We start from the raw sequence: 4,184 nt of genomic DNA on the forward strand, positions 1-4,184 counted from the left end.
GTCGAACACGTGCACCGCGTTGTCCTGGCCGCCGGCGGCGAGCACCGCACGGTCGCCGATCCGGCCGGCGGCGATCGTCGACACGGAACTGGAAAGCCCGCGGTACGGCCGGCCCAGCGGCTCACCGGTGACGGCGTCCCACGATCGGACGGTACGGCCGATCGGCACCGCCACCGCCGCGCGGTCGTCGATCCGGGTGAACACCACGTCGGCCGGGCGGTCGTGGGCTGTGGTGTGGGCCAGCGGGACCTCGGCGACCAGCGCGCCGGCATCGGGATCCCAGAGGCTGAGGCCGACACCGCTGTCCCGGCCACCCGCGACGAGGGCGAACACCCTGTGGCCGGCCACCTCGCCGGCCGCGATCCGGTCGGCGGACCGGTCCAGCCGGGCCACCGGAACGCCGGCTTCGACGTCCCACAGGCGCATGGGTCGCCCGCGCTGCAGGACGACGGCACGACCGGCGCCGCCCGTGGCACCGATGACGCTGTCGTCCGGTGATCCGCCGTAGAACGGGCTGCTGAACTCCCGTCCGGTCCGCGCGTCGAACAGGCGCAGCGCTCCCCCGGCGCCACCGAGAGCAACCGTGGGAGAGCCGTCGACCTCGCCCAGCGCCATCCGCGACATGCCGCCGTCCGTCAGCGCCGTGCGCCGGGTCCCCTGCGGTGAGTGCATCCACAGCGCGGACGAGCCGTCCCGGTCGACCGTGACCGCGAAGAAGCCGTCGGGGAGACTGCCCAGCGCCACCCGCGCGCATTCGCCGTCGTATCCGGCGAAGGCGTCCGGGAAGACCTGCTGCCCGGTCGCCAGATCCCACAGTGTCAGTGGTGACGCCGCCTTGCCGGAGCGGGCGGCGAGCAGCAGCGGCCGTCCGTGGACCGTCGCGACGTCGATCTCCTGAACGTCGTCGAAGGGCGGAGCCGTCGGCAGCGCGGCGCCGGTGGTCACGTCCCACAGGGAGACCTTGCAGGCGGCGTGGTGATCGAGGAAGGCGACCAGCAGCCGGCCGTCGTGGTCGACCGCCGCCATCCGGAAGACGGAACCGGAGAAGTCACAGCTGAACGGCTGCCCGTACGGCTCCCCGGTCAGCGCGTCGTACAGCCGCAGCGATCTGGCCGACTCCTGCGCCACGAGGAGATGCCGGCCCTTGAACTCCGTGAGACACCAGCCGTTGCGGCGGTCGTGCCGGACGATCAGCGCACCGGTCTGTACATCGTGGACCGCCAGGCCGGACCCGGCGACGATCACGACCGGCCGCCCGTCGAGCACGGTGAGGGAGATGCCGCGGGGTTTCAGCGGCAGCGGTACGCCGACCGGTGAACCCGTCACCGCGTCCCGGACGACGACGGTTCCGCTGGGCCGGCCCGCAGTCGCGACCAGGCCGCCCGCGCCGAGCGCCAGGGCGTCGTGCTGTTCACGGCGCAGTCCCGAGCGGTCCGGCAGCACCGCGCCGGTGGTCAGGTCGACCGCCCTGACGAAGCCGGGGTCGCCGTCGCCCGGGGCCGGCACCACCAGCACCGGGCGTCCCCCGGCCGTCACCATCGTCGCGGCCCGGGTCCCGTCGAGCAGGCCCCGCAGCAGGAGATGGGGCGCGGCGTCGGGATCCTCGGCCCATCCGGACTCCGCGGCGGGTGGTGTCGGGGCTTCCATCCGCGGCAGCCTAGTGGGCGGCACCCGTGGTGGGTGCCGCCCGGTCGTGGGCGATCGTGCGTTACTTGAGCCAGGGCAGGCGCTGCACCAGCGGCAGCCGGGCCCACATCTTGCCGAGGCCGAGGGTGTCACCGGCGGCAGTCAGAGCGAGCAGAGCGAGGACACCGGCGTAGATCAGGTGGTCGTCCATGAAGGGGTTGTTCTCCGGGGGCAGAACGGCGGTCCACATGAGAACCAGCAGCAGACTGCCCGCGGCGGCGGCCAGGCGCATGCCGATGCCGAGGATCAGGGCGATGCCGATGCCGGCCAGGCCCAGCATGAACAGCCAGTCAGCCCAGGCCGCACCGGCGATGCTGTGATAGACCCCCTCGAACGGACCCGCGACCGCCTTGCCCAGGAAACCCTTGGTCGGGCTACCGCCGTTGATCCACGCCCCCTTGTCAGGAGTGGCCAGGCCGAGGCCGAACAGCTTGTCGATGAACGCCCACAGGAACACCCAGCCCAGCGCCAGACGCAACCCGGCGAGAGTGAAACGGGTGGCCTTGCCGCGGCGGGTCTCGGTGAGGGCCGCAGCGCCGTCCCCGGCGGGGGCCATGGTGATGGGGTGCTGGACGGCGGTCATGGCGTCCACGTCCTTCCTCGGTTCGTTGGCTACACCCCTATTCCAGCCGCCATCGACGTCGGTGATCAGTGCCGCACTGCCGTACCTTCCGGGACCTTCGGCCCCTGGGGTGCCGGGCCGAGCAGGTACTGCCGCACGGTCGGGGTGAGCCAGGCGATCAGGTCGGCCCGTTCCATGGCGACCACCGGGGGCAGCTTGAGCACGTACCGGCACAGCGCCAGCCCGAGCACCTGGCTGGACACCAGCCCGGCCCGGGTGTGCGGCTGGTCCGGGGCGACCCGCTCGGCCAGCGGGCCCAGCTGGGCCGCGAAGATCTGCCGCATGCGCTCGGCGGCGGCCGGGTTGGTCACGCCGGCCCGCAGCAGCGCCATGAGCGTCTCGTCGCCCTCCCAGCGGTCCAGGAAGTGGCCGACGAGCAGGGCGGCGATCTCGTCCACCGGTACGCCGGACAGCTCCGGCAACCGCAGGTCGAACTCGGCCGCCGCGGCGAACAGGCGTTCCTTGTTGCCGTAGTAACGCATCACCATCGACGGGTCGATGGCCGCGTCCGCCGCGATGGCCCGGATGGTGGCCCGCTCGTACCCGTCGGCGGCGAACCGTTCCCGGGCCGCGCGCAGGATCGCCGCCCGGGTGCCGTCGGACCGCCGTGGTCGTTCTTCGCTCATGCCAACAAGTGTATGCCAACACATGTTGACCCGCGCGCCGAGGAGGGCTACCTTCGAGTCAACAGATGTTGGCAAACAAACGTTGGCAGGTGACTCCGATGCTTCCCGCAACCACCGATGTCCTGATCGTCGGCGCTGGTCCCGTGGGCCTGGCCTCGGCCGCCGCCCTCACCGGGGCCGGGGTCGACGTCACGGTCGTCGACCGCGCCGCGACCGCCGCCCACACCAGCCGGGCCGCCGTGGTGCACGCCCACACCCTCGAGGTGCTCGACCGGATCGGCGCGGCCGACCCCCTCGCGGCGGCCGGCATCCCGGCGCCGCGCTTCACCATCCGCGACCGCGACCGCACCCTGGTCCCGATCTCGTTCGTCGACCTGCCCACCCGTTTCCCGTACGCGCTGATGGTCCCGCAGTCGACCACCGAGGCCGTGCTGCACGACCGGCTGGTGGCCGCCGGTGGCCGGGTCCTGCGCGGCTACGAGGCCGTCGGCCTGTCCGGCGGCACGGTGACCTTCGCCAACGGCGAGAGCGTGACCGCCCGCTACGTGGTCGCCGCCGACGGCATGCACAGCACGATCCGCGAGCTGGCCGGCATCGGCTTCGGCGACCCGTCGTCCGGCGGCGAGTCGTTCACCCTGGCCGACGTGAAGGTCGACGGCGGGCCGCCCCGCGACGAGGTGGTGCTGTACTTCTCCGGCGCCGGCCTGCTCGTCTGGGCGCCGCTGCCCGACGGCACGGTCCGCCTGGTGGCCGCCGTCGACGACGCCCCCGAGCATCCCGACATCGCCTACGTGCAGGCCCTGCTGGACCACCGCGGACCGGCCCGCTCCCCCGCCCGGGTCGCCGACGTGGTCTGGGGCTCGCGGTTCCGCGTCCACCACCGCGTCGCGGACACCTTCCGGGCCGGCCCGGTCCTGCTGGCCGGCGACGCCGGCCACGTGCACAGCCCGGCCGGCGGCCAGGGCATGAACCTCGGCCTCAAGGACGGCCTCGCGCTGGCCGACGCCCTCACCGAGGCGTTGCGGTCCGGCTCCGAGACACCCCTCGACCGGTACGCCGCCGAGCGCCGTCCCGTGGCCCAGGCCGTGGTCGGCTTCGCCTCGCAGCTGACCCGCCTGGCCACCGTGCCGGCACCGCTGCGCCCGGTCCGCAACGCGCTGCTGTCCACGCTCGCCCGGATCCCGGCGTTCCGCCGCCCGGCGCACCCGCAGCCCGGGCCCATCAGCAGGTTGGCGTCGAGCTTGGCGATC

Annotated in this window: 4 protein-coding genes; 1 reads left to right on the top strand and 3 read right to left on the bottom strand. The window is 73.4% G+C overall.

Going from position 1 to position 4,184, the window contains the following annotated elements; all coding sequences use genetic code 11:
* The 3 genes from AB0C29_RS36585 to AB0C29_RS36595 form a co-directional block, all read right to left on the bottom strand.
* The coding region (locus AB0C29_RS36585; RefSeq protein WP_360830340.1) for a hypothetical protein at positions 1 to 1,647 on the bottom strand (1,647 nt) is incomplete at its 3' end.
* Positions 1,648 to 1,708: 61 nt separating this feature from the next.
* Positions 1,709 to 2,242 carry a hypothetical protein gene (locus AB0C29_RS36590; protein WP_360830348.1) on the bottom strand — a complete coding sequence of 178 codons (534 nt, stop codon included), beginning with the start codon at positions 2,240 to 2,242 and terminating at the stop codon, positions 1,709 to 1,711.
* Between the two features lie 92 nt (positions 2,243 to 2,334).
* Positions 2,335 to 2,934, bottom strand: coding sequence for a TetR/AcrR family transcriptional regulator (locus AB0C29_RS36595; RefSeq protein WP_360830343.1), 600 nt, complete (start codon positions 2,932 to 2,934; stop codon positions 2,335 to 2,337).
* A 98-nt stretch (positions 2,935 to 3,032) separates the two neighbouring features.
* Between AB0C29_RS36595 and AB0C29_RS36600 the strand changes: the two genes are divergently transcribed.
* Positions 3,033 to 4,184, top strand: a 1,152-nt coding sequence (locus AB0C29_RS36600; RefSeq protein WP_360830345.1) for an FAD-dependent monooxygenase, incomplete at its 3' end; no start/stop codon positions are given.

The sequence above is a fragment of the Actinoplanes sp. NPDC048791 genome, assembly GCF_040650095.1.
In the GTDB taxonomy this organism is placed as follows: Bacteria; Actinomycetota; Actinomycetes; order Mycobacteriales; family Micromonosporaceae; genus Actinoplanes.